The following is a 23514-nucleotide window of genomic DNA, read 5'->3' on the forward strand; positions in this document are numbered from 1 at the left end:
CCATGCGGCGCTCGCGCGCCGCGGAGAAGTCCGTCCCCGACGGCCCGTACCCCAGCGTCCGGGCGAGGAAGGCCGCCCGGAAGGCGTCGCCCTCCAGGCTGCCGTGCCACATGGTCCCGAAGACGTGGCCCGAACGCGCTCCGCCCAGGAACCGCTCCGCGCCCCCGCCCACCGTGATCCGGCCGTGGTGGATCTCGTAGCCGCTCGCGGGCGCGCCCAGGGCCTCGCCCTCGGGCAGGCGGAGGACCTTGTCGGCGGTGAACTCGGTGCGCACGTCGAGGAGGCCCAGCCCTTCCGCGGACGAACCCGGCGCGGCCTCGACCCCCTCGGGGTCGGTGACGGTGTGCCCGAGCATCTGGAACCCGCCGCAGACGCCGAGCAGCGGGCGCCCCCGGCGGACGTGTCCGGTGATCGCCTCGTCCAGACCGCGCGAACGCAGCCAGGCCAGGTCGGCGAGAGTGGAGCGGGTGCCCGGCAGCACCACGAGGTCGGCGTCGGCGATGTCGCGCGGTCCGGAGGCGAAGACCACGTCGAGCCCGGGTTCCAGGCCGAGCGCGTCCACGTCGGTGAAGTTGCTGATCCGGGGCAGGCGCACCACCGCCACCCTCGACGACGCCTCCCCGCCGGACCGCCGCCCGTCCAGGTCGAGGGCGTCCTCGGAGTCCATCCACAGCCCGGGGTCCCACGGCAGGGTCCCGAACACCCGGCGGCCGGTGATCCGTTCGAGGTCGTCCAGTCCCGGCTGGAGCAGGGCGCGGTCGCCGCGGAACTTGTTGACCACGAAACCGGCGATCAGCGCCTGGTCGCCGGGGTCCAGCAGCGCCACCGTCCCGTACATCGCGGCGAACACCCCGCCCCGGTCGATGTCGCCGACCACGACCGCGGGCATCCCCGCGTGGCGGGCCAGGCCCATGTTCACGTAGTCGCCCGCGCGCAGGTTGATCTCGGCGGGGCTGCCCGCGCCCTCGGCGACGACCACGTCGTGGCGGGAGGACAGGTCGTCGAAGGCCGCGTGCGCGGCCTCGGCCAGGTGGCGCCGTCCCGCCTCCCAGTCGGAGGAGGACACCTCCCCGGCGGGGTGGCCGAGCAGCACGGCGTGGCTGCGCCGGTCGCTGCCCGGTTTGAGCAGCACCGGGTTCATCGCGGGCTCGGGCTCGGCGCGGGCGGCCAGCGCCTGCACCCACTGGGCGCGGCCGATCTCCGCCGGGCGCCCGTCCGGTCCGAGGCAGACCATCGAGTTGTTGGACATGTTCTGCGCCTTGTACGGCGCCACCCGCACGCCCCGGCGGGCGAAGGCCCGGCACAGGGCGGTGGTGACCACGCTCTTGCCCGCGTCGGAGGTGGTCCCGGCGACCAGGATCCCCGTCACTCCGGCCTCCTCAGCAGCGCGGTGTCCATCATCCAGCCGGCCTTCTCCCTGGCCCGCCGGCGGGCCGCCCCGATCTCGGGCAGCACCTCGCCCACCCGTCCGGCGACCAGTTCCTCGGAGTCGGCGCCCAGGTTGGCGCCCCACCAGAGGGACCAGTCCTCCAGTCCCTCGAACCCGTGCCGCCCGCCGAGCATGACCACGATGTTGTCCTGCCCCGCCCCGACGGCCTCGCCCAGCCGCCGCGCCGGGGTGACGTGCACCGGGCGGCCGACCTCGTGCAGCACGATCCGGTGCCGGGCGGCCAGGACCTGGGGCGCGCTGATCCCGGGAAGCACGTCGTAGTCCGGTTCGACGTGCCCGCGCTCGGCGATCCGCCGCACGATCCGCAGGGTGGAGTCGTACAGGGAGGGGTCGCCCCAGACCAGGAAGGCCGCGGTGCCGCCGCGCTCGCCGAGCACCCGCTCGAAGGCGGCCACGCGGGCCTCGTGCCAGTCGGCGACCGCCGCCGGGTAGTCGGCGGGGTCGTCGCGGTCGCGCTCGGGGTCGGCCACGGTGACCAGCGGGACCCCGAAGGCGTCGCAGACGGCCCGGCGCAGGGCCAGCAGCCCGTCGTCCGCCCCCTTGTCGACGGCCACCGCGTAGTCGCACTCCCGCAGGGCCTCGGCGACCTCGCCGGTGACGTGCTGGGGTCCCATGCCGATCCCCAGGATCCGCACCCTCACTCGGACCGCTCCTCCAGGTCCCCCTCGACCTCCAGGTAGACCTCGGTGAGGGCCTCCAGGGTGGCCGGGTCCGGCTCCGCCCACAGCCCGCGCCGCGCGGCCTCGTGCAGGCGCTCGACGATGCCGTGCAGCGCCCAGGGGTTGGAGCGGCGCAGGAACTCCTGGGTCTCGGCGTCCAGCACGTACTCGGCGGCGAGCTTCTCGTACATCCAGTCGTGCACGACCCCGGCCGTGGCGTCGAAGCCGAACAGGTAGTCGACGGTCGCCGCCAGCTCGAAGGCGCCCTTGTAGCCGTGCCGCCGCATGGCCGCGATCCAGCGCGGGTTGACCACCCGGGCGCGGAACACCCGGGCGGTCTCGTCCGCCAGGGGCCGTGTGCGTACCGCGTCGGGCGAGGTGGAGTCGCCGACGTAGGCCTTGGGGTCGGCCCCGCTGAGGGCGCGCACGGTGGCGATCATGCCGCCGTGGTACTGGAAGTAGTCGTCGGAGTCGGCGATGTCGTGCTCGGCGCTGTCGATGTTCTTCGCCGCGACCTTGATCCGGCGGTAGTTGGCCCGCATGTCGTCGGCTGCGGGCGCACCGTCGAGGTCGCGACCGTACGCGAAACCGCCCCAGGCCGTGTAGACCTCGGCGAGGTCGCGGTCGTCGCGCCAGTTGCCGGACTCCACGACCTGGAGGATGCCCGCACCGTAGGAGCCCGGGGCGGAGCCGAAGATCCGGGTGGTGGCGCGGCGCAGGTCGCCGTGCCCGGCCAGGTCGGCGTTCGTGTGGGCGCGCACGTAGTTCTGCTCCTCCGGCTCGTCGAGTCCGGCGACGAGGCCGACCGCGTCGTCCAGCATCGCGACCACATGGGGGAACGCGTCGCGGAAGAAGCCGGAGATGCGCACCGTGACGTCGATGCGCGGGCGTCCCAGCTCTTCCAACGGCACGACGTGGAGCCGGCCGACCCTGCGGGAGGCCTCGTCCCACTCGGGGCGGACTCCGAGCAGGGCCAGCACCTCGGCGATGTCGTCGCCGGAGGTGCGCATCGCGGAGGTGCCCCACACGGACAGGCCGACCGACTCCGGGTAGGCGCCGGTCTCGTCCAGGTGGCGGCGCAGCAGGGACTCGGCCATGGCCTGGCCGGTCTGCCAGGCGAGCCGGGAGGGGACCGCGCGCGGGTCGACCGTGTAGAAGTTGCGGCCGGTCGGCAGCACGTTGACCAGTCCCCGCAGCGGGGAGCCGGACGGGCCCGCCGGGACGAAACCGCCGTTCAGGGCGTGCAGGACGTGGTCGATCTCGTCGGTGGTGCGGGCCAGCCGGGGCACCACCTGCTCGGCGGCGAACTCCAGGACGCGGCGCACCGCGGGGTCGTCGTGCAGGTCCTGCGCGGCGGCCGGGTCCCACCCGGCGGCCTCCATCCGCTCGACGAGGCCGCGAGCCAGCGCCTCGACCGCGTCGACCTCGTGGGTGGGCGCGTCCTCCTTCAGTCCGAGGGCGGCCCGCAGGCCGGGCACCGCACCGCCGACGCCTCCCCAGACCTGGGCGGCGCGGAGCACGGACAGGACCAGGTTCACCCTGGCCACGCCCTGCGGCGCCGCCCCCAGCACGTGCAGGCCGTCGCGGATCTGGGTGTCCTTGATCTCGCACAGCCAGCCGTCGACGTGCAGCAGGAAGTCGTCGAACTCCTCGTCGTCGGGCCGCTCGTCCAGACCGAGGTCGCGGTGCATCTCGGCGGCGCGCATCAGGGCCCAGATCTCGCCGCGGACCGCGGGCAGCTTGGCCGGGTCCATCGCCGCGATGTTGGCGTGCTCGTCCAGGAGCTGCTCCAGGCGCGCGATGTCGCCGTAGCTCTCCGCCCGGGCCATCGGGGGGATGAGGTGGTCGACGACCGTGGCGTGGGCGCGGCGTTTGGCCTGGGCCCCTTCGCCCGGGTCGTTGACCAGGAACGGGTAGATCAGCGGGAGGTCGCCCAGGGCCGCGTCGGTGGCGCAGGCGGCGGAGAGCGCGGCGTTCTTCCCGGGCAGCCACTCCAGGGAGCCGTGCTTGCCCAGGTGCACGACGGCGTGCGCCCCGAACCCGTGCTCCAGCCAGCGGTAGGCCGCCAGGTAGTGGTGGCTGGGGGCCAGGTCGGGGTCGTGGTAGATCGCGATCGGGTTCTCGCCGAACCCGCGCGGGGGCTGGACGAGCACGACGACGTTGCCCGCCCGGAGGGCGGCCAGCACGAGTTCGCCCTGGTCGTTGACGTAGAGCTTGCCGGGCGCGGCGCCCCACGCCTCGGCCATCGCCTCCTTCAGGGCCGGGTCCAGGTCGCGGGTCCAGGCGGCGTACTGCTCGGGGGTGATGCGGACGTGGGCCTCGGTGAGCTGGACGGAGGTCAGCCAGTCCTCGTCCTGGCCGCCCGCCTCGATCAGGGCGTGGATCAGGGCGTCGCCCGCCTCCGTCTCGTCGGGCAGGTCCAACCCGGGCAGGGCGCCGGGGTCGCCCAGGTCGTAGCCCTCCCGGCGCAGGCGACGCAGCAGGCGCACCAGGGAGCGGGGGGTGTCGAGCCCGACGGCGTTGCCGATGCGCGCGTGCTTGGTGGGGTAGGCGGACAGGACCACGGCGATCCGCTTCTCGGCGGGCGGCACGTACCGGAGCCGGGCGTGGGCGGCGGCGGTTCCGGCCAGCCGTGTGCAGCGCTCGGGGTCGGCGACGTAGCGGGGCAGCCCGTCGCTGTCGATCTCCTTGAAGGAGAACGGCACCGTGATGATGCGGCCGTCGAACTCGGGGATGGCGATCTGGGTGGCCGAGTCGAGCGGGGTGACCCCGTCGTCGGACCCCTCCCAGTCCGCGCGCGAACTGGTCAGGCACAGGCCCTGGAGGACGGGGATGTCCAGGGCGGCCATGCGCTCCACGTCCCAGGCCTCGTCGCCGCCCGCGCTCGCGGACGCGGGCACGCTGCCGCCCGCCGCGAGGACCGTGACCACCAGGGCGTCGAGGCCGCCGAGCGCCTCGTAGAGGTCGTCGGGGGCCGAGCGCAGCGACCCGGCGAAGACGGGGACGCCCACGGCCCGGCCTGTCGCGTCGACGGCGTCGGCGAGGGCGTGGGCGAACGCGGTGTTGCCGCCCGCCTCGTGGGCCCGGTAGTAGAGGACGCCCACCTTGGGGAGGGCCGGGTCGTGCGGCCGCTCGCGCTCGGCGAAGCCCCACGGCGGGAGCGCCGACGGGGGCTCGAAGCCCTCTCCGGTCAGCAGCACGGTGTCCGACAGGAAGGCGTGCAGGCGGCCGAGGTTGGCCGGTCCGCCCTCGGCGAGGTAGCGGTGGGCCTCGGTCGCCACCCCGATGGGCACGGTGGAGTGCTCCATGAGCTCGGCGCTGGGATGCTGCTCGCCGCTGAGCACCACCAGGGGCGTGCCCCGTTCGCGGACGGCGGCCAGGCCGGGCCAGAGGTCGTGCGAGGAGCCCAGCAGGCGCACCACCACGAGGTCGGCGCGCTCGACGGCTCCGGTGAGTTCGGCGTCGGAGGTGCGGGACGGGTTGGCCCACAGGTAGGCGGCGCCGCTGGCCCTCGCGGACAGCAGGTCGGTGTCGGACGTGGACAGCAGAGCGATCCGGACCGTCATGGCCGGACTCCTCCCTCGGGGTTCTCGCCCCATCGGCGGTCGGACTGCCCGGGCCAGTGTCTGGCTGCACCCCTGAACGGGGTGTCACAGTGGCGGAACCGCCCCGGAATCGCACCGGGTTCCTGTACCACGAGCAAAGGATTCACACTGTAGCCGGGAGGGCCGTCCCCGGTCCCGGCGGGGACGTCAGGAGCGGCGGGCCCCCTCCTCGGGGACGGCGCCCCGGCGCAGGAAGCGGACCACGGGGCCGTCGGTCCCCGGGGTGACCTCCGCCGGGACCCCGTACACCTCGGCGATGAGGGCGGAGGTCAGGACCCGGGAGGGCGTCCCCTCGGCGACCGCCCGGCCTCCCTGGAGGACGATCAGGCGGTCGCAGTACATTGCCGCCAGGTTGAGGTCGTGCAGGGCGATCACAGTGGTCACCGGCAGGCCCGTGACCAGCTCCAGCAGGTCGAGCTGGTACTGGATGTCGAGGTGGTTGGTGGGTTCGTCGAGCAGGAGCTCCCCGGGTTCCTGGGCCAGGGCCCGGGCGATCTGGGCGCGCTGGCGCTCGCCGCCGGACAGGGTGTGCCAGGATTGTTCGGCCCGGTCCGCCAGCCCGGTGCGTTCGAGCGCCCGCGCGACGGCCTCCAGGTCGGCCGGGGCCATGGGCGTCCAGGGCCGGCGGTGCGGGATGCGTCCCAGGGCCACCACCTCGCGGACCGTCAACTCGGTCTGGGTGTGCGCCTGCTGCTGGACGGTGGCCACGCGCCGTGCCACGGCCCGGCGGCCGACCCGGTTCAGCGGCCGTCCGTCCAGGGTGACCACGCCGGCGGAGGGTCCGAGCACCCCGGCGAGCAGCCTCAGCAGGGTGGACTTGCCCGACCCGTTGGGGCCGAGCAGGCCGACGGTCTCCCCCGGCCGGGGCGCGAGGGTGACACCGTCGACCACGAGCCGGCCGCCGAGCCCGAGGCTGACCCGGTCGGCGCGCAGCCCCTCCACCGGGGCCCGGACGGAGTCGTTCACGTCTTCCTCCTCACGCGGTACAGCACGGCGACGAAGGCGGGCACCCCGATGAGGGAGGTGACCACCCCCACCGGGATCTCCTGCGGGTCCAGCGCGGTCCGGGCGACCGTGTCCACCCACACCAGGAAGACCGCCCCCGCCAGGGCGGTGACCGGCAGCAGCCGGGCGTGGGAGGAACCGGTGAGGGCCCGTGCGGCGTGCGGCAGGACCAGCCCCACGAAGCCGATCGCGCCCGCGGAGCTGACCAGCACCGCGGTGAGCAGCGCGGTGACGCTCAGCATCAGTACGCGGGTCCGGCCCACCTGGACGCCCAGGTTCGCCGCGGCCTCCTCGCCGAAGGCGAAGGCGTCCAGGGTGGTGGTGTTGGCGAGGCAGACGGCGAGCACGAGGCACAGCACCGCGGTGCACAGGAGCACATCGGTCCATCCGGCGCCGCTGAGGGAGCCCAGCAGCCAGAACAGCACCGCTCGCGTGGTGTCGGCGTTCGCCGAGGTCAGCACGATGAACGAGGTCAGTGCCGAGAACAGCTGCATGGCCGCGACCCCGGACAGAACGACGCGGTCCATGCTCCCGCCGAGGCTGTGGCTGAGCAGCATCACCATGCCGAAGGAGAGCAGCGCGCCCGCGAAGGCCCCCGCCGGGAGCGAGACCGCTCCGACGCCCCAGCCGAGCACGGTCACGACGACCGCCCCGGTGGAGGCGCCGGAGGAGACCCCGAGCACGAAGGGGTCCGCCAGCGGGTTGCGGAGCAGGGACTGCATCACCGCGCCGCACACGGCCAGGCCGGCCCCGCAGACCGCGGCGAGCAGGGTGCGGGGCATGCGCAGGTTCCACACGATGCCCTCGCGCAACGGCGTCAGAGGGCTCACGCCCCACCCGAACCGGGCGGCGGCCGACCTCCAGACCTCGGCCGGGGTGATGTCGGCGGGCCCGATGGTGACGGCGACCGAGACCGACAGTCCGAGGAGCAGCAGGCCGGAGGTGATGAGGAGCGCCGGACGCGCACCGCTCAACGGACGTACCCGAGCTCGCGCAGGCCGTCGGCGACCAGCTCGATGCCCTCGACCGTGCGGATCGAGGGGTTCATCGCCTGGCCGCTGAGCAGGACGTACCGCTCCTCGCGCACGGCGGTGAGGTTGCGGGTGGCCGGATTGTCCTCCAGGAACTCGATCTTGGCCGCCGCGGTCTCCGCCGTCTGGGAGTCGCGGGTCAGGTCGCCGAGCACGATGACGTCGGGATCGCGGTCCGCGACGGTCTCCCAGTTGATCTGGGGCCACTCGCTGTGGGTGTCGTCGAAGGCGTTCTGCGCACCGACGGCGCTGGTGATGGCGCCGGGGGCGCCGCAGCAGCCCGCGAGGTAGGGCGACTGCGCGTTGGCGAACCAGTACATGAGGGAGACGTCCTCGACCTCCAGGTCCTCGGTCGCGGCGTCCACCCGGAGCCGGAGCCCGTCGACCAGTTCCTCCCCGCGCTCCTCGACCCCGAAGGCCTCGGCCAGGTCGTGGATCTCGCCGTAGACGGCCTCCAGTGTGAGCGGCTCGCTCCGGGAGCCGTCCCCGCCGCCCTCGTTGTCCTTGCCGGTGGCGCAGTCGGTCGGGGAGGTGTACGCGGGCACGCCCAGCTCCTCGAACTGTTCACGGGTGGCGACGCCGCCGGCGCCGAGTGTGGAGACGAAGGAGGCGGTCACGAAGTCGGGTTCGGCTTCCAGGACCCGCTCGAAGGAGGGGCTGTTCTCGGCCAGCCGCGGGATGTCCGCCTCGGCCTCCTCCAGCCCCTCCATGATCGGGTCGGTCCAGGTGGCGGTGCCGACCACCCGGTCCTCCAGTCCCAGGGAGAGGAGGATCTCGGTGGTGCCCTGGTTGAGGGAGACCGCCCTCTGGGGAGGCGCGTCGAGGGTGACCTCGTGGCCGCAGTTGTCGATGGTGCGGGGGTATCCGGACCCCGCGGCCGCTTCGGTGCCGTCGCCGCCCGGGTCGCCCGGCCGTCCGCAGGCGGTGAGGGCGAGGAGGGGGACGAGCAGGAGGGCGAGGGAGGGGAGGGCGGAGGACGGGAGCGCGTGGCGCGACATGGGGATGCCTCGGGTGTCGGGACTCGAACGCGGAGCCTGGCATGGATGCGCCTCCGCGCACTCGACGCGGAGGGGCCAGCAGGTCTTCGGACTCGGGTTCCTCCGGACGGAGTGCCTTCCCAGGTCGGTGCCTCGCGGGCGTTTCCGTCCGCGCGCGTGTCCCAGTGGCTCGTGTACCCCGCCCGTCCCCCACACCGCTGCGCGTCAGCTCCGGATTCGCACCGGATTCCCTGACCACCTACGTGGTACGACTGGCCCCGGAAGGGTACCAAGGGCCTCGCGCGCCCTCCCGGGCGGGCGGGAGGGGGGCATGCGCGGCCCCGGCACGGCCGCCGCGGACCACCGCGCACCTCTCCCGCGAGCCCCCCTTCCGCCGCCGATGGCGGGCGAGCGCTCGCGCGGTTCCGCACCGGTCGGCCGCGCGCGACGTGCCGGAACGCCGTGGCGCATGGGCCGGGCCGGCCGGCTCGGTGCGGGCCGCACCCCACTCACCCACTCGCACTGTTGAGAATGCCGTGAAATGGGAGAACGCTCTGCGATCCGACTTCGCACCCCCGTGCCTCACAGGGATCGCGAGTCAGCTTTTCGAGCTCATTTCCTGGATGCCGATGGCGGACAGGAGATCGAGTTTGTTCCTGGCGTCCGCGTCGCGTGGGGTGTCCACCACGAGGCGGAGGTTCGTGCCCTGGGTGGTGAGCACATCGGAGTCGAAGGCGATGTCCCCCACTTCCGGATGCGCGACGATCTTGTGAGCGCCCTGGTGGTCGCCCACCGACCGGAGCTCCCAGAGTTCACGGAACCGGTGACTGCGGTTGAGCCTTGAGACCAACGCCCTGATGTCGGGGTCCTTCGCGTACCGGCTCGTCGTCGCGCGCAGGTCGGCGACCAGTGACTCCTCGAACGCGGCACGCTCCACAGGGGTCTGCCGGATGCGGGTCTCCCGGATCTCGAACTGGGAGATCAGGGCGTTGCGCTCATCGTCGCCATGCCTCGTGGGGTCGCCGAAGGTCGCCGCGAACAGCGGGTTCCAGTGCAGCAACTGCCAGGCGGCGTCGCACACCGCCACCGGGCTGTCGGCGAGCCGCTCCACGATCCGATGCACGCTGGCGGGGACGAGTCGCGGAATACGGTCCGGGTCTGCGGCGTGGCCGGCCAGGCGCAGGAGATGGGCCTGCTCATCGTCGGACAGCCGCAGTGCGCGGGCGAGGGCCGAGCAGACTTGCGCCGACGGCGTCGAGGCCCGGCCCTGTTCCAGCCGGACGACATACTCGACAGAGATTCCGGCCAGCTGCGCCAGTTCGCCCCGCCGCAGTCCGGCGACCCGGCGGGGGACATGGTGGGGCAGCCCGACGACGCCGGGGTCGAGCCGATCCCGCCAAGCCCTCAACGCGACACCGAGTTCGTTCATGGGCGCCATCCTCCCCCGCACTCGGCTGTCGTGGCGTGGTACCAGCTGTACCAGGAAGACCTGTGGCTTCCTCAGGACCTGCCGCGGGCCCACCATCGAGCTCATGGACAACACACCTGACCGCTATGTCACCGTGCTCCTGGAAGTTCGAGCGAAGCCCGGCAAGGAAGCCGAACTGAAGGCGTTCATCGCCGGTACCGTCACCGCCTCACGCAATGACCCGGGCAACATCGACTACGAGCCACATGAGGTGGAGGGCCGACCGGGCACCTTCATCGTTCTTGAGCGCTGGGACACGCACGAGGCGTTCGAAGGCCACCTGAGGGCCCCCCGGCGGCAGGCACTGGCGCCCCGGCTCCTGGAGCTGCTGGACGGATCGGCCGACGATGGCGTCCGCTTCCTGCGGCCGTTCCGTCCGGCGGATTGAGGCGCGCCGACCGCCGGGCCGAGAACGCCCGCCGGTCGTCTCGCGCCCATTCGCCACCGGTGCGATTCCCCGCACCCGCAGCGCACAGCAGATCGACTCACGACACAGCCATTGACGGCAATGGGAACTGGCATGGACATATTTCTCACCGGCGGCAGCGGTTTCGTCGGACAGCACTTCATCACCCGTCTGATCGCCGACGGCCATACGGTGTGGGCACTGGCCCGCAGTCCTGAGGCCGCGCGGCGAGTGGAGCGAGCCGGGGCGACGCCCGTCCTCGGCGATCTCACCGACCTGCGCGGACCGGATGACCGCCCCGGCGCCACGCCCACGGGGACGCCGCGACCGGCCCCGACCTGGCTGACCGTCCTGGACCGGTGTGAGGCGGTGATCCACTCGGCTGCCCGCATGGAGTTCTGGGGGCCGGACGCCGGATTCGAGCGGGACAACCACTGGCCGACCGTCTCCCTGTTCACCGCCGCGGCCTCCGCCGGCGTCAGGCGATTCGTGCTCATCAGCGCCGCCGCCGTGTCGACCGACCGGCGCAGCAAGCCTGTGGTGGTCTCCGAGGCGACGCCGACCGGTCGGCCGATCATCGCGTACGGCCGGGTCAAGCTCGCGACCGAGCGGGCTCTGGCGGACACCGCCACCCCGGGGATGACGCTGGTGACGCTGCGCCCACCGTTCATCTGGGGCCCGGGAATGGCGACGCTGCGCGACGCTGCGACCTCGGCCGCCGCCGGCCGGTTCGCCTGGATCGACGGCGGACGCCACGTCATGGACCTCGTCCACGTCGACAACCTCGCGACTGCGACGACAGCCGCGCTGAGCCGCGGCCGCGACCGCGGCGTCTACTACATCACCGACGGCGCTCCGATGCGGGTCCGGGAGTTCTTCGCCCCGGCCCTGGCGGCCATGGGCGCCGATGTCAGCCGCGCGCGCAGTGTCCCGCTCGCCGTCGCCTCGCCCGTCGCCGGGGTCCTCGACCGGGCATGGCGACTGCTGCGCCGCCCCACCCCGCCGCCGCTGCACAACTGGCTGGTGGCCATCATGGGGCGCGACCGCAGCTACGACATCGCCAGGGCCCGCGCCGACCTGGGCTACCAGCCGAGCGTGACCTTCTCCGCCGGGCTGGATGATCTGCGCACATCCGCGCGGTAGCCGCCGCCCCGCTCCCGAGAAACGGCCCCGGCGGAAATGAACCGACCCCCGGGAGTCGGACTGAGAAATGCAGTTCCGACTCCCGGGGGTCGGTTCGCAGAAACCGGAGACCTCTGCTTTTCGGCTCTCCTTCTGCTGGTCGACCCACGGCCTCGACTCGACCGGGTCGCACCGCTGCGACCTACCGGTCACGACCAGGGGCAGTCCCGGTTCACGGCCCTCCGTCCGCGCCCAACGCCTCCCCAGGGCAGCGGGCGCCGCACCGCCCGACCGCGACGCCCCGCACACCGGCGCGGCTCAACCCGGCTCCGGGCCGCCGTGGGTGCGCCCCAGCTCGGAGCGCGTGGTGATACCCAGCTTGGCGAACACGTTGCCGAGGTGGTGGCCCACGGTGCGGTGACTGATCCGCAGCTTCGCGGCGATCTCGCGGTTCGTCATCTGCTGAGCGGCCAGCCGGGCGATCCTGTGCTCCTGGGCGGTGAGTCGGACGTCTTTTCCGGCGTCGGGGCTCCCCCGGCGGCCGGGGGGACCTGTGAGGTCCCGTTCACGCCGCGCGCGCCGGCTCAGGGGCTCGGCCCCCAGGCGGTCGAACACCTCCAGGGCGCTCTCGAGGTGGACACGTGCGTCGGTCCGTCGGCGGCCCCGCCGCAACCACTCGCCGTAGAACAGCCGGGCGCGGGCGTGCAGGAGCGGTTGTGATCGTGTGCCGGGCACGTCGAGTGCGGCTTGGAAGGCGTCCTCGGCGCGGGGTCCGCCCAACAGCGCCTCGGCGGCGTACGCGGCGGAGCACGCCCACGGCGCTCCGGTGCGCCGCGCCCAGGCGTGCAACCGCCGCACCCGTTCCTCTGCCACGTCGAGCCGTCCCACGTGCACAGCGGCCTCGGCGGTGTCGAGCGCGGCCAGCAGCGCGAAGGTCGGGTGCATCGCACCGTGTCCGGGGTCGGCCAGGTGCAGCAGGGTGTCCAGCGCTTCCTCGGGACGCTCCTGGAACAGGCTCGTCATGCCGGTGATCCAGTAGGACGCCGCGCTCACCGCACGGCTTCCCCGCGGGAGCGCGGTCCGCAGCACGCGGTCGGCAGCCTCGGCGGCCCGGTGCTCGTCACCGCGCACGGCGGCGAGCCAGCCCAGGCAGTTGCGGCAGTGGGCGGCGATCTGGTCGGCGCCCACGTCCTCCGCCAGCCGCAACCCTTCCGCGGCCGCGGACTCCGACTCCGCCCAGCGGCCGGCGAAGCCGTCCATCGTCGCGGTATTGGCCAGGACGTCGGCGAGCCGGGCCGGTTCGAATCGCCGCCGCAGGTGCGGCGCTCGGCGGCGCAACGCCTCCCCCATCGCCGTGTCGATGCCCCAGACCACCGCGAGAGGAGCAGGCGGAAGCAACCGCAGCGGCGTCCTCCGCGCACGGGCGAGGGCGTCGGCGAAACCCGTCGAGTCGACCGGCGCGGTGTCGGCGGCCGGGTCGTCGCTCCACCAGGCCAGGAGGACGGACAGCCCGGCCTGCTCCTCGACGTCGAGTTCCAGCAGCGACTCCAGCGCCCTGGCCGCCAGATCGCTGCGTCCGGCCGCCCAGCCGGCGCGCATGGCCGTGGTGCCCAGCTCCAGCGCCGTACCCGGATCCTCGACCAGCTCCATGTCGGTGGTCAGGTAGTGGTGGGCCAGCTCGGGGGCGCCTCGAGACGACTCGATGACGCCCCGCAGGCCCAGGCTGCAGCGGGCGATGTGGGTACCCGGGGCCAACCGCTCCGCATCGTCGAGCAGGCGCTCCGCGGTGGTCGCCCACCCGGCGTCCCAGGCGGCCCGTGCGGCTCCGGCGAGCCGTCGGGAGGCGTCGATCGGCGCGGGTGAGAGTTCGGCGGCCCGCCGCAGCGCCCGTGCCTCCGCCGTCATGGCACCGCGGAGCCGGCAGTGGGCCGCGGTCCGTTCGAGCAGTCCGGCGACGTCCTCGTCGTGGTCGTGTGCCGCGGAGGCGAGGTGCCAGGCGTGCTCCTCCGCCTCGTCCGGCAGCGCGGCGGCCAGGGCCTGGTGCGCCCGCCGCCTCGCCGCGGCACCACAGCATTCGTAGACGGCTCTGCGCACGACGGGGTGGCGAAACCCCACTCGGTCGCCCCTCACGCGCAGCAGGCCCGCGTCCGCCGCCTCGTCCCAGGCGGTGTCGTCGACACCGGAAGCGCGGCCGGCCCGCCGCACCACGAGCAGGTCACCGTGGTCCTCGGCCGCCACGAGTACGGTGAGCAACCGCGCCGGGGGGCTCAGGGCCTCGATCGCGGCACGGAAGGCGCGACACAGCCGCGGCCCGATGGGCGGCCGAAGCCGGCCGGGGAGGGGTTCGGCCTCGTCGGGGCCCCAGTCGGCCCCGACCGACTCCAGCAGCGCCAGGGGGTTGCCCCCCGCTTCCTCGACCGCCGCCCGCACCACGGCCTCATCGGCGAGCGGGGCCGCGGTCGCGTGAAGGCGCCGCGCGCTCTGCTCGGCGAGGCCCTCGACCCGCACGTCGGGGATGCCCTCCCACGGCCGGGCGGCCGGGTCGCCGTGATCGGCCACCAGCACCACCATGGGATGCGCCGCCACACGCCGGGCGAGGATTCCCAGGCACCGAGCGCTGGCTCCGTCGAGCCACTGCGCGTCATCCAGCGAGACGAGGACGGGCCGCTCCGCGGCGATCGCGCAGAGCAGCGACAGCACGGCCGCCCCCACCGGGAGCGGGTTCGCCGACACCGCACCCGCTTCGAGCGCCGTACGCAATGCCACGCCCCCGGCCGTCGGCAGCGACTCCATCTGCGCGGCCACCGGTCGCAGCAGCCCGTGCAACCCGGCGAAGGGCAGGTCCGACTCCGACCGGGTGGCCCGGTGGCTGAGCCGGACGAAGTCCGCGGCCCGGTCGTGGGCGTAGCACAGCAGAGTGGACTTGCCGATGCCCGGTTCGCCCCACAGCGCGAGGGCGCCGCCCCTCCCGCCGCGTGCCCCCGAGAGAAGCCCGTCGAGGGCCGCGGTCTCCTCCTCGCGGCCGATCGGCTCCGCCACTACCGGGAGGACCACGGCTTCGGCTGTGTGCGTGTCGAAAGGCGGCGGGTTCATGGCGCTCGTTCGGCGGTGAGTGGCTGGGGAGCGGCACCGGTGAGCCGGTTCGGTCCGTGCCCCGGCGAGTGTCCCCGGTTCACGGTGACTCCCGGCGGATGGGATGCGTGTTCATGGCCCAAGACTGCCCAACGACCCCCTTCAACAACAAAACAGACATGACTCGGTCAGGAAAGATGACCCTGTCCAGTACCCTGCCCGCATGACCGGATCCCGACCGACCGACACGTCCGCGGCTCCCTCCGCCCGCAGTGGTGCGGGCGACGACTTCGCGTACATCGACGACGAGGTGTGCCGCAGCTTCCAGCGCTCGGTCGAGATCGTGGGCAGGAAGTGGACCGCCTCGGTGCTGCTGGCGTCCGTGCGGGGCGCCCGCAGGTTCGTCGAGTACCGCGCGTACGTTCCCGGCATCTCGAACCAGCTGCTGTCCCAGCGCCTGCGGGAACTGCAGACCCACGGGCTGATCGACCGGACGGTCATGCCGACCACCCCGGTGCAGATCCTGTACCGGCCCACCGAACGCGGTGCCGGGCTGATGCGCGTCCTGCACCCGCTCGTCGAGTGGAGCATCGAGAACGACCGGGAGTGACGGATCGCGACCGATAACGGCCGATGAGCCCGCGCGCCCCGGCCGCCCGGGACCGGGTGGCGGAGTCACCCGTGCGCCGGTAGGGGACCGTCCGCCCGGGATGTCGCTCCCCCTCGGGAACCACTGCCGCTGAGCCGCTCTCGGATCGCCCGTGTTCGACGGCGGCCTCGACCGCGGTGCCGATACGGTGCAGCGCCGCGAGCTCCCGCGTCCCGAGACCGTCGGTCAGATACTCGCGGACCGCCGCGACGTGCCCCGGTGCCGCCACCACCGCCTCGTAACCGGCCTCGGTCAGTGCCGGACCGCACAGGCGTGTCCCGCAACGCGCAGGCCGTGACCGATACGGCGACCGATTCGCAGACCCGAACGGCTGCCGTAGGTTCAGTCCCGCTCGAGGGTCTTTCGGCCCGCACCACACCGATTCCGGGAGTCGTCGATGAATACTGTCCTCGGTCGCTTCGGCGTCGGCGGGGCCTTGTGACAGGGCGACGCCGTACGACCACATGCGCGCTGGCCGCCGTGATCGAGAAGCAGGACGGGCCGTTCGAGTTCCGCGACATCGAGGTCGAGGAACCCCGGCCCGACGAGGTCCTGGTCCGCATGGTCGCGACCGGAATATGCGCGACCGACGCCCACGTGCGGGCCCAGCGGATGGCGACACCGCTGCCGGTGGTGTTGGGGCACGAGGGCGCGGGGGTCGTCGAACGCACGGGAAGCGCCGTCACCTCCGTCGCACCCGGTGATCACGTCGTGCTGTCCTTCCACTCGTGTGGACGGTGCAAGCCGTGCGTCTCCGGGCACGCGGCCTACTGCGACGACGTCTGGGCGGCGAACTTCGCGGGTGCCCGCCTGGACGGGTCGAACGGGCTGCACACCGTCGGTGGTCCCGGGACCGGTCCCGAACCCCGCGGACACTTCTTCGGGCAGTCCTCCTTCTCCACCTACGCCCTCACCCACCAGCGCAACACCATCAAGGTGCCCGCCGACCTGCCCCTCGAGGTCATGGCCCCGCTGGGCTGCGGTCTGCAAACGGGCGCCGGGGCCGTGCTCAAAGCCCTCGCCGTTCCGGTGGGCGCGTCTCTCGCCGTGTTCGGCGTGGGCGCCGTGGGCCTGGCGGCGGTCATGGCGGCGCGCGTCGCGGGTGCGGCCGTCATCGTGGCCGTCGACGTCGACGCCGACCGGCTCGCACTCGCGCGCGAACTGGGAGCGACCCACACCGTCGACCCCGGGCTGGTCGGGGACCTGGCAGCCGCGCTCCGCGCGATCGAGGAGCGCGGCATGGAGTACGTCCTGGACACGAGCGGCCGGGCGGAGAACCTCAACGCGGGTGTCGGCGCGTTGGCGCCCATGGGGCGGTTCGGCTTCGTGGCGTTCCACGAGGGCGCGGGCGCGGTGGTCGACGCGGGCCGCCTCGCGGCGGGCCAGTCGCTGCAAGGCATCATCCAGGGCGACGCCGTCTCGCCGCTGCTGATCAACGAACTCGCCGAACTCTACCGAGCGGGCCGGTTCCCGATCGACCGGCTGCTGTCCTTCTACGACTTCACCGACATCAACACCGCGTTCGACGACGCGGGCTCGGGTCGGATCACCAAGGCGGTCCTGCGGTTCACGTCACCGGAATAGCGCGGCCGTACAGTCGTGCGCCGCGCTGAGGACCGCATGTTCCACGAGAGCGAAGAGCAAGGAAGGGTATTTCACCAATGTGCCCCAGCGGCCAGAGAACCATCACCGTCGACAGCACCCCGGACTTCTACGGCATCGACCACTACGGTTTCCCCCGGGTCGGGGAGGACGACCCCTCCGACCCCGAGGGTTACTACCCCTCGTATCTGCAGAGTGAGCGCTTCCAGAAGTACGGCTACCACGTGGAGGAACTGCGCGACGGCTTCTACTGGGTCACCAGCGCCGGTTACGACGCCGCGTTCGTGGTGACCGGCGAGGGCGTGGTCGCCATCGACGCACCGCCGACGCTGGGCGAGAACATGCTGGCGGCGATCGAGGAGGTCACCGACCAACCGGTGACCCACGTGGTCTACAGCCACTGGCACGCCGACCACATCGGCGCCGCCTCCGTGTTCGGCCCCGACGTCGAGATCGTCGCCCACCGCATCACCAAGGAACTCCTGGAGCGGTTCCCCGACCCCAAGCGCCCGGTGCCGACGCGCACGTTCGAGAACGAGCACGTCCTCGACGTGGGCGGCGTGGAGCTGCACCTGTCCTACAAGGGCGAGAACCACTGCCCGGGGAACATCTTCGTCTACGCCCCCCGGCAGAAGGTGCTCACCGCTGTGGACATCCTGAGCCCGGGCTCCGTGACGTTCATGCACTGCGACGCCTCGCAGAACATCTCCGGCTGGTACGAGGCGCACTCCCAGATCCTCGAGTACGACTTCGACTTCTTCGTCGGCGGGCACCACATGCACTACGGCACCCGTGAGCAGGTCGAGCTGTGCGTCGAGTACTTCGCTGACGTGCTCGAAGGGGCCACCGCGGCGGTCGAGCGGTTCAGCGGCTCCGACGCGCTGGTCGACATTCTGGCCGGCGCCGGCCAGGACAGGGTCTTCGTCGGCACGGAGAACTGGATCAACTCCATGGGGAACTACGCCACCCGGCACGTACTGGAGAAGCGGACCGGCAACGGACAGCTGTGGTGGGAGCGCCTGGCGGGCGCCACCACCCAGACCAAATACCACGCCTACACGGTGCTGGAGTCGATCCGGTTGGAACGGCCCCGCCCCGACTACCGCATGCGCGGGACCAATCCCCCGCCCTTCCAGACCTGACGTGGCCGTGTGTGACAGGTGTGCGGTGCGGGCGGATCCCTACGGGCCGGCCGCACCGCACACCCCCTGCCGGTGCGGGCCGACGGCGCCCGTCCTCATCCGGGGTTCCCGGGGGCCCACCGGCGGCGGGGGTGGGTGGAGGGAGCCGGCGGCCGCAGCTCAGGGTGTCGGTTCCGGCCGCTACCTTCTTCCAGCAGACAGTTCCGACGCCCCCGTGGCACCCCCTGTGGAGCAGTGATGATTCCGGCACAGCCACGACTGCCCGAATACGACGAGTTCTCGGCCGTGATCTTCAGGACCGACTTCACCGACGAGGCCGCATGGACGCGGGTCGTCACCGAAGTGAAACTGTCCGCTGTGGACGACGCCGATCCTGAAAGGTCCTACACCGTCGTCGACGTACCCCTGCTGGGCGGTGCTGACAGCGAGACCGTTCCGGCTGTGCTCGCCGCGTGGCGGAAGGGGTGGGAACCCCCTGCGGTGGTGTTCATCGCCGACAGCACCACCATGAGCTCCGCCCTCTTTCCCCTTCTCGCCGTCACGACTCTGACCAGGGAGGACGCCCTTGATGACGAGGAGTATGAGGAAACGGTCGAGCACGGACCCGCCTTCCGGACCCTTCCCCGCGAGATCCACGCGATCCATGCCAACGTGGAGGGAGCCAACACGGGCTTCCAGGATTTCTCCTCCGCCGCGCACGAGGCCCCGGACGGAGTCTACCGCTCCTGCGGCGAGGACGACTGATGCGGGCGCCCGTCCGGCGCCGACGACCCGTCGGAGGGACCGGGGGGCCGTCCGCCGTCGGGCGGCTCCGGCGCACCGGGACCACGCCCGGCCGCGCTCCTGCGGCCGGGCCGGTCCCGGGCGGCTAGCCCACGACGCCGATCGGGCAGCTGGCGCCGGTGCCGCCGATGCCGCAGTACCCGTTGGGGTTCTTGGCGTCGGACAGGTACTGCTGGTGGTAGTCCTCGGCGAAGTAGAACGCCCTGAGCGGCGCGATCTCGGTGGTGATCGGTCCGTACCCGGCGGCGGTCAGCACCGGTTGGAAGGCGTCGCGGGTGGATTCGGCGACGGCCCGCTGGGCCTCGTCGTGGTAGTAGACCGCCGAACGGTACTGGGTGCCGATGTCGTTGCCCTGGCGCATCCCCTGGGTCGGGTCGTGGCCCTCCCAGAAGGCCTTGAGGACCTCGGCGTAGGTGATCCGCTCGGGGTCGAACACCACCCGCACCACCTCGGTGTGCCCGGTGAGCCCGGAGCAGACCTCCTCGTAGGTGGGGTTGGGCGTGTACCCGCCCGCGTAGCCGACGGCGGTGGTGATGACGCCGCGCTCGGCGCCGAGCCGCCAGAAGGTCCGCTCGGCCCCCCAGAAGCAGCCCATCGCCACGTCGGCGATCTCGCTGCCGTCGGGGTAGGGCGGGGTGAGTGGCGTGCCGAGCACGGTGTGCTCCGCGTGTACCGGCACCGGGGTGTCCCGGCCGGGCAGGGCACGCGCTGGGTCGACCATGGTCGCTTTTCTCCCGAACATGACTCCAGGCTATCCGCGGTCCGGGAACGGCGCACGGTCACGGTCCAACCTGTGGACATCCCCACCCCCCTCGACCTGGCACGCCCGGGAACCGCCGGATATAGGGCAGACACGCCCAATAATTCGTCCTACGATTGCGCACGTGCCAGAAAACAATCGCGGCGTCGCCCTCGGGGCGGGCGCCTTCCTCCTCTGGGGCTTCGCGGCCCTCTACTGGCCGTTCCTCTCCGCCTCCGAACCCAGCGAGATCCTGGCCCACCGCATGGTGTGGGCCCTGCTGGCGATGTGCGTGATCCTCCTCCTCGCCCGCCGGGGCTGGGGATGGCTCCCCGCGGTGCTGCGCAACCCCCGGCGCCTCCTCCCGGTCGCCGCCGCCGCGGTCCTGATCTCCCTCAACTGGTGGGGGTTCATCTACTCCGTCTCCGTCGAGCAGACCCTCCAGGCGTCACTGGCGTACTTCATCAACCCCCTGATGTCGGTGTGCCTGGGCGTGCTGCTGTTCTCCGAACGCCTGCGCACCGCCCAGTGGGTGGCGGTCGGCCTGGGCGTCCTCGCCGTGGTCGTGATGACCGTCGGCTACGGCGTGACGCCGTGGCTCGCCCTGCTCATGGCCTCCTCGTTCGCCGCGTACGGAGCGGTGAAGAAGTACGTCGACCTCGACGGGATGCAGAGCCTGACCGTCGAGACCCTGGTGATGTTCCTGCCCGCGCTGGGGTTCGTGGTCTACCTGGAGGCCACCGGCGCGGGGACCACGCTCTCGGTGTCGCCCGCCCACACGGCGCTGCTGGTCGGCGGCGGGTTCGTGACCGCGCTGCCCCTGCTTCTCTTCGGCGTCGCCGCCCGCCAGGTGCCGCTGAGCGTCATCGGCATGCTCCAGTACATCGCCCCGACCATGATGTTCTTCATCGGCTGGCTGATCCAGGGCGAGGAGATGCCGCTGGCCCGCTGGATCGGCTTCGCCCTGGTCTGGTCGGCGCTGTGCGTGTTCGTCGTCGACCAGCTGCGCGGCGCCCGCTCCCGCTCGCGCGCGCGAGCCAGGGCCCGGCAGGCACTCGCGGAGGAGGAGAAGGAGCCCGAGAGGTGCGCCCGCCCGGAATCCGAGGAGTGACCTGAACCCGGTTTCCCGGGTTTCGGAGAACAAAAACTACCCTGCGTGACGTTGTGCTAACGTCAGGTCGCGAGTCGGACCCCACCCCGGCTCCGACCAGGCCACACGTCCCGGAGGGTTCCGTATGCCCCGCACCAGCCGAACGGCACGCGCCCCGCGCGTCGCCTCGGCCGCGTGCGCCATGGTGCCCTCCCTGCTCGGTCTGCCGCTGCTCGTCGCCGCGTTCCTCGCCACCCTGTGGCTGTTCGGCGCGTCACCCGTCCACGCGGACGCGCTCGGCGGCACCCTCACCGGCGCCGTCGCGGAGACCGGGGCGGGCGCCCTGACCGGCGCCGGACCCGAGTCCCCTGAGAGCACCGGGGCGGAGGCGCCGAAGGAGGCCCGGACGCTCCGGCTCGACCGCCCCGGCTCCCTCGGCGAGGTCGTCCCGCGCCAGGTCGCCGAGCCGGTCGCCCAGACCCTCGACACCGTCGGACAGGGCCTCGGACAGCGCGGCGGCGACGAGTCAGCACTCCTGGGCGAGGCCGGTTGGCCTGTGGACGAGGTCCGCGAAGGGGCCCGCCGGGTCGTGGCGGACCTCGACCGGACCCGCCGGGACACCGCCCAGAACCTCCTCCTGCCCGCCGTCGACACCGCAGCCGGTCTCCCGGTCGCCCTGGCCCCCGAGGCCCGGAGCGACGAGGGAGCCCCCGCGACCGCCGACGAGCGCCGGGAGCGGCGCGGACGCGAGGACGCCCCGTCCTCCGCCGCGGAGGGCGCCTCGGGCGCGGACGCCCCCCTGTACGTCTTCGGGCAGTCCGCCGGGCCCGCGCTCGCGGCCCCCGCGCCCGAGGAGGCCGAGGCCCCCGGCGAGGCCGACGTCGCCGCCCCGGCCGCCCACGCGAACCAGGTGGCCGCCGGCTCCGCCGCGTCCGCCTCCGGCTCCGCCCCGGCTCCTGCCGTCGCGGGCTACCTCACGGCGTCGCCGGTCACGGCGCCGGCTCCCATCGCGGTCCTCCTGGCCTCCCGCTCACTGCACCCCGTGCCGAGCGGCCCCAGCGGCGACCCGACCGTCTCACCCGACTAGGGCGGTTCCTCCGCGCGGTGTCCCGTCCCGCGCGCGGACCGTTCCCAGCCCGGCTTCACGGCCGCACCTCCTGGGAGCTGACCTGAGTCCCGTGCCGTCGTTCACGTGATTCATGTCAGCCGGTGGTCCACCTCCGGCTCCGGCCGCCAGCGCTCCGCGCGCACGGCCTCCCCGAATGCACTGATCAGAGCTTCCGGAAGGAATTCCATGACGCAGGCCACCCGAGTCTCAGCCCGGACCGTCCTCCTCGTCGCGGGGACGGCGGGCTTCGTCGCCCTCGGCGCCGGGATCGCCGGTGCCGAGGGGCTCGACTCCCCCGTCCACGAGCTCGCGCCCACCGTCGAGCGGGCCCTCGTGGAGGGCGTCGCCCCCACCGTCAGCAGCCTGGCCCCCGAGGGGGTCGGCCCCATCGCGAACACCGCCCTGACCGAGCTCCAGGACAGCGCGCACAACCCGGACAAGCCCGCCCCCGACCTCGGCGCGATGATCCCCCAGGGCCGGGACGTCGCCACACCGCTCGGGACCGTCCCCAACCCGACCCCCGCCCTCGCCGACACCGTGTCCGGCGTCCAGGACGCCACCGGTCTGGACGGGAACCCCCACGACACCGTCGGGCACACCGCGGGCGCCGCCGTCGAGGAGGGCGCCCAGGAGGCCGGGGTGCTGCTGGAGGACACCGCGCGGGGAGCCGGGTCCAAGGCCGAGTCCACCGCGGTCGAGGTGCTGCCGCGGACCGTGGAGGCCGTCTACGGGCTGCGCGAGGAGGTCGACCTGCCCCGGGTGGGCGACGTCGCCCCGCTGCCCCAGTCCGCCGCGCTGCCCGACACCTCCGGACTGACGGCCCTGACGGGCGTCAACGGCCTCGACCAGATCGTGGACACGTCCGACCCGCTGGGCCAGGGCACCGTCCGGCAGAGCGCCGCCGCGCCCGCGATCCCGAACGTGTGGGACTTCGCCCACGTCTTCGGGCTGGAGACCCCCGACGGCCTCCAGGACGTCGTCGAGGCCACCCCCGTGACCGACGACAACTTCGTCAGCCTCGGCGAGGAGGAGGTGCTGGGCATGGTCGGCAACCGCAACCTCGACCACCCCCTCACCGTCCCCCAGGCCGCCCCCGCGGCCCCCGGCCTGCGCGACCTGGCCGACGCCGTCTTCACCGGCGCCACCACCGAGGGCATGACCGCCCTGGACGTGAGCGGCCCCCTGGCGGACGCGGAGCTGCCCCGCCTCCCCGGCACCGGCCTCGCCCCGGTGGACGAGACCCTACCCCAGACCGCGGGCACGGGCCTGCCCACCATCGCCGAGGGTGTGGAGACCGAGTCCGTGGAGGACCTCGTGGCGGGTCTGAGCCGGGGCACCGACCTGCTGAACGACCTCGACACCAGCAACCTGGTGTCCATCGAGGGCGGCACCGAGGAGCAGGAGGTCCCCTCGAACATGACCCAGCACCCGACCTTCACCGACCTGCCCGGCTCCGAGGCGCTGCCGGTCATCAGCTAGGAGCAGCCCGGCCGGACCGTGCGGCCGTCGGCGCCGCCCGCCAGGGGCGGCGCCGTCCCGTCGGGCCCCGGGTCCTGCGCAGCCGGAAGCCCCCGGCCCCGGATGTCCGGGGCTCGGGGGCTTCTCG

17 protein-coding genes, 1 pseudogene and 2 riboswitches are annotated in these 23514 nt (G+C 73.1%); of the genes and pseudogenes, 9 read left to right on the forward strand and 9 right to left on the reverse strand.

Features of this window, described 5'->3' with window-relative positions; translation table 11 throughout:
- Positions 1-4: 4 nt before the first annotated feature.
- The 7 genes and pseudogenes from Q8791_RS02875 to Q8791_RS02905 form a co-directional block, all read right to left on the reverse strand.
- Positions 5-1369 (reverse strand): annotated as a pseudogene (locus Q8791_RS02875) (cobyric acid synthase); the annotation flags it as partial.
- On the reverse strand, positions 1366-2091 hold the full coding sequence (gene cobF, locus Q8791_RS02880; RefSeq protein ID WP_330089966.1) for a precorrin-6A synthase (deacetylating): 726 nt from the start codon (positions 2089-2091) through the stop codon (positions 1366-1368). The pseudogene Q8791_RS02875 and the gene cobF, both read right to left, overlap by 4 nt.
- Positions 2088-5675 (reverse strand): cobaltochelatase subunit CobN, encoded by a 3588-nt coding sequence (cobN, locus tag Q8791_RS02885; RefSeq protein ID WP_330089967.1) that lies wholly within the window; start codon positions 5673-5675, stop codon positions 2088-2090. Before cobN ends, cobF begins: the two co-directional genes overlap by 4 nt.
- Positions 5659-5822, reverse strand: a riboswitch (cobalamin riboswitch). (Overlaps the previous gene by 17 nt.)
- Positions 5823-5861: 39 nt before the next feature.
- The gene (locus tag Q8791_RS02890; protein WP_330089968.1) at positions 5862-6680 is read right to left on the reverse strand and encodes an ABC transporter ATP-binding protein; all 819 of its coding nucleotides are present in this window, start codon (positions 6678-6680) and stop codon (positions 5862-5864) included.
- A complete protein-coding gene (locus Q8791_RS02895) occupies positions 6677-7693 on the reverse strand; it encodes a FecCD family ABC transporter permease (protein ID WP_330089969.1) in 1017 nt (338 codons plus the stop codon). Before Q8791_RS02895 ends, Q8791_RS02890 begins: the two co-directional genes overlap by 4 nt.
- Positions 7690-8748: an ABC transporter substrate-binding protein gene (locus Q8791_RS02900; RefSeq protein ID WP_330089970.1), complete on the reverse strand. Its 1059-nt coding sequence runs from the start codon at positions 8746-8748 to the stop codon at positions 7690-7692. The genes Q8791_RS02895 and Q8791_RS02900 overlap by 4 nt, the downstream gene beginning before the upstream one ends.
- Positions 8749-8808: 60 nt before the next feature.
- Positions 8809-9019: riboswitch (cobalamin riboswitch) on the reverse strand.
- 306 nt (positions 9020-9325) lie between these two features.
- Positions 9326-10156: a helix-turn-helix transcriptional regulator gene (locus Q8791_RS02905; protein WP_330089971.1), complete on the reverse strand. Its 831-nt coding sequence runs from the start codon at positions 10154-10156 to the stop codon at positions 9326-9328.
- Between the two features lie 103 nt (positions 10157-10259).
- On the opposite strand from Q8791_RS02905, the gene Q8791_RS02910 reads away from it, so the two are divergent.
- Both Q8791_RS02910 and Q8791_RS02915 read left to right on the forward strand, forming a co-directional pair.
- Positions 10260-10583 carry a putative quinol monooxygenase gene (locus Q8791_RS02910; RefSeq protein WP_330089972.1) on the forward strand — a complete coding sequence of 108 codons (324 nt, stop codon included), beginning with the start codon at positions 10260-10262 and terminating at the stop codon, positions 10581-10583.
- Positions 10584-10715: 132 nt separating this feature from the next.
- Positions 10716-11744, forward strand: coding sequence for an NAD-dependent epimerase/dehydratase family protein (locus tag Q8791_RS02915; RefSeq protein ID WP_330089973.1), 1029 nt, complete (start codon positions 10716-10718; stop codon positions 11742-11744).
- A 297-nt stretch (positions 11745-12041) separates the two neighbouring features.
- On the opposite strand, the gene Q8791_RS02920 is transcribed toward Q8791_RS02915, so the two are convergent.
- On the reverse strand, positions 12042-14816 hold the full coding sequence (locus Q8791_RS02920) for a helix-turn-helix transcriptional regulator (protein WP_330089974.1): 2775 nt from the start codon (positions 14814-14816) through the stop codon (positions 12042-12044).
- Positions 14817-15018: 202 nt separating this feature from the next.
- On the opposite strand from Q8791_RS02920, the gene Q8791_RS02925 reads away from it, so the two are divergent.
- From Q8791_RS02925 to Q8791_RS02940, 4 genes are all read left to right on the forward strand, one after another.
- Positions 15019-15405 carry a winged helix-turn-helix transcriptional regulator gene (locus Q8791_RS02925; protein WP_330089975.1) on the forward strand — a complete coding sequence of 129 codons (387 nt, stop codon included), beginning with the start codon at positions 15019-15021 and terminating at the stop codon, positions 15403-15405.
- Positions 15406-15924: 519 nt separating this feature from the next.
- Positions 15925-17028 (forward strand): NAD(P)-dependent alcohol dehydrogenase, encoded by a 1104-nt coding sequence (locus tag Q8791_RS02930; RefSeq protein WP_330089976.1) that lies wholly within the window; start codon positions 15925-15927, stop codon positions 17026-17028.
- 77 nt (positions 17029-17105) lie between these two features.
- Positions 17106-18188 carry an MBL fold metallo-hydrolase gene (locus tag Q8791_RS02935; RefSeq protein WP_330089977.1) on the forward strand — a complete coding sequence of 361 codons (1083 nt, stop codon included), beginning with the start codon at positions 17106-17108 and terminating at the stop codon, positions 18186-18188.
- 237 nt (positions 18189-18425) lie between these two features.
- Positions 18426-18932 carry a DUF6924 domain-containing protein gene (locus Q8791_RS02940; protein WP_330089978.1) on the forward strand — a complete coding sequence of 169 codons (507 nt, stop codon included), beginning with the start codon at positions 18426-18428 and terminating at the stop codon, positions 18930-18932.
- 124 nt (positions 18933-19056) lie between these two features.
- On the opposite strand, the gene msrA is transcribed toward Q8791_RS02940, so the two are convergent.
- Positions 19057-19713 (reverse strand): peptide-methionine (S)-S-oxide reductase MsrA, encoded by a 657-nt coding sequence (gene msrA / locus Q8791_RS02945; protein WP_330089979.1) that lies wholly within the window; start codon positions 19711-19713, stop codon positions 19057-19059.
- Positions 19714-19855: 142 nt separating this feature from the next.
- Between msrA and rarD the strand changes: the two genes are divergently transcribed.
- The 3 genes from rarD (at position 19856) to Q8791_RS02960 (ending at position 23387) form a co-directional block, all read left to right on the forward strand.
- Positions 19856-20821 carry an EamA family transporter RarD gene (gene rarD / locus Q8791_RS02950; RefSeq protein ID WP_330089980.1) on the forward strand — a complete coding sequence of 322 codons (966 nt, stop codon included), beginning with the start codon at positions 19856-19858 and terminating at the stop codon, positions 20819-20821.
- A 124-nt stretch (positions 20822-20945) separates the two neighbouring features.
- On the forward strand, positions 20946-21887 hold the full coding sequence (locus tag Q8791_RS02955; protein ID WP_330089981.1) for a flagellar associated protein: 942 nt from the start codon (positions 20946-20948) through the stop codon (positions 21885-21887).
- 207 nt (positions 21888-22094) lie between these two features.
- A complete protein-coding gene (locus tag Q8791_RS02960; RefSeq protein ID WP_330089982.1) occupies positions 22095-23387 on the forward strand; it encodes a hypothetical protein in 1293 nt (430 codons plus the stop codon).
- Positions 23388-23514: the final 127 nt, after the last annotated feature.

Source organism: Nocardiopsis codii (genome assembly GCF_036327455.1).
GTDB lineage: Bacteria > Actinomycetota > Actinomycetes > Streptosporangiales > Streptosporangiaceae > Nocardiopsis > Nocardiopsis codii.

Bases quoted from the DNA above. Each gene is read 5' to 3' on its own strand.
- cobN (WP_330089967.1), bottom strand. From the start codon at position 5,675: ATGACGGTCCGGATCGCTCTGCTGTCCACGTCCGACACCGACCTGCTG.
- Q8791_RS02900 (WP_330089970.1), bottom strand. From the start codon at position 8,748: ATGTCGCGCCACGCGCTCCCGTCCTCCGCCCTCCCCTCCCTCGCCCTC.
- Q8791_RS02905 (WP_330089971.1), bottom strand. From the start codon at position 10,156: ATGAACGAACTCGGTGTCGCGTTGAGGGCTTGGCGGGATCGGCTCGAC.
- Q8791_RS02910 (WP_330089972.1), top strand. From the start codon at position 10,260: ATGGACAACACACCTGACCGCTATGTCACCGTGCTCCTGGAAGTTCGA.
- Q8791_RS02915 (WP_330089973.1), top strand. From the start codon at position 10,716: ATGGACATATTTCTCACCGGCGGCAGCGGTTTCGTCGGACAGCACTTC.
- Q8791_RS02920 (WP_330089974.1), bottom strand. From the start codon at position 14,816: ATGAACCCGCCGCCTTTCGACACGCACACAGCCGAAGCCGTGGTCCTC.
- Q8791_RS02925 (WP_330089975.1), top strand. From the start codon at position 15,019: ATGACCGGATCCCGACCGACCGACACGTCCGCGGCTCCCTCCGCCCGC.
- Q8791_RS02935 (WP_330089977.1), top strand. From the start codon at position 17,106: ATGTGCCCCAGCGGCCAGAGAACCATCACCGTCGACAGCACCCCGGAC.
- Q8791_RS02940 (WP_330089978.1), top strand. From the start codon at position 18,426: ATGATTCCGGCACAGCCACGACTGCCCGAATACGACGAGTTCTCGGCC.
- msrA (WP_330089979.1), bottom strand. From the start codon at position 19,713: ATGTTCGGGAGAAAAGCGACCATGGTCGACCCAGCGCGTGCCCTGCCC.
- Q8791_RS02955 (WP_330089981.1), top strand. From the start codon at position 20,946: ATGCCCCGCACCAGCCGAACGGCACGCGCCCCGCGCGTCGCCTCGGCC.
- Q8791_RS02960 (WP_330089982.1), top strand. From the start codon at position 22,095: ATGACGCAGGCCACCCGAGTCTCAGCCCGGACCGTCCTCCTCGTCGCG.